General features: G+C 67.9%; 2 protein-coding genes and 1 pseudogene. 1 reads left to right on the top strand and 2 read right to left on the bottom strand.

From position 1 onward, the window contains the following. A partial coding sequence (locus EOD07_RS35950) for a GTP-binding protein (protein ID WP_206519666.1) occupies positions 1 to 368 on the top strand: 368 nt, incomplete at its 5' end. 18 nt (positions 369 to 386) lie between these two features. Here the strand turns inward: EOD07_RS35950 and EOD07_RS35945 are convergent. After that, the gene (locus EOD07_RS35945; RefSeq protein ID WP_127238480.1) at positions 387 to 638 is read right to left on the bottom strand and encodes a sulfurtransferase TusA family protein; all 252 of its coding nucleotides are present in this window, start codon (positions 636 to 638) and stop codon (positions 387 to 389) included. Positions 639 to 656: 18 nt separating this feature from the next. Further along, positions 657 to 885 (bottom strand): annotated as a pseudogene (locus tag EOD07_RS35940) (hypothetical protein); the annotation flags it as partial.

The raw sequence follows: 885 nt of genomic DNA, 5'->3' as shown, positions 1-885 counted from the left end.
ATGCGCGCGTGCGCACGCACTCGCTGGTCCATGACGGCCCGGTGCCGTTCTCGGCGGTCGAGATGTTTCTCGATCTCCTGCGCTCGACGCATGGCGAGAAGCTCCTGCGCATGAAAGGCGTCATCGAGCTTGCCGAGGATCCGTCGCGGCCGCTGGTCATTCACGGCGTGCAGAAGATCCTGCATCCGCCGGCGAGGCTGCCGGCCTGGCCCGACGGCCAGCGCGGCACCAGGCTGGTGCTGATCACGCTCGACATGCCGCAGGACTATATCCGGCGGCTGTTTGCCGCCTTCACCAACAAGCCGTCGATCGACACGCCGGACCGGGCCGCGCTCGAAGCCAATCCGCTGGCGATCGCAGGGTTATAGGCCGAGAACGACGTCGGCTCAGGCGGCGTTGCCGCGTTCGACCAGGAAGCGGTGGCCGCCGGTGACCGCGGTCGTTTCGATCAATTGGTGACCGGCATCGGCGCAGAAGGCCGGGATATCGATGACCGCCAGCGGATCGGTGGTTTCCAGCCAAAGCCGGCTGCCCGGCCGCATCGCCGCCAGCCGCTTGCGCGCCTTCAGCACCGGCAGCGGGCAGTTCAGTCCCTTGAGATCGTAGGTGGCGGGCGGCCTTGCCTTTTGTCGATGCATGTCGTTATGCACGAAGTCTCAGCCGCCGAACATGCCGAGCAGCTTCTTCTTCAGCTTCGACACGGTGCCCTGGTCGGCATCGGCCGCCTGCTGCGTTTCCTGCGCGGGCGCTGCCTCGACGCCGGCGGTGACGACCGGCTGCTGCGCCGCCTGCTTGGCGGCTTCCTTCTCGGCCAGGGCCTGCGCCTTTGCCTGCTCCTTGGCGGCCTTGGCCGCCTCGATCGCGGCCAGGCGCTGCTCTTCGGCC

It is taken from the genome of Mesorhizobium sp. M2C.T.Ca.TU.002.02.1.1 (assembly GCF_003997225.1).
This window is presented reverse-complemented; position numbering and strand designations above follow the sequence as displayed.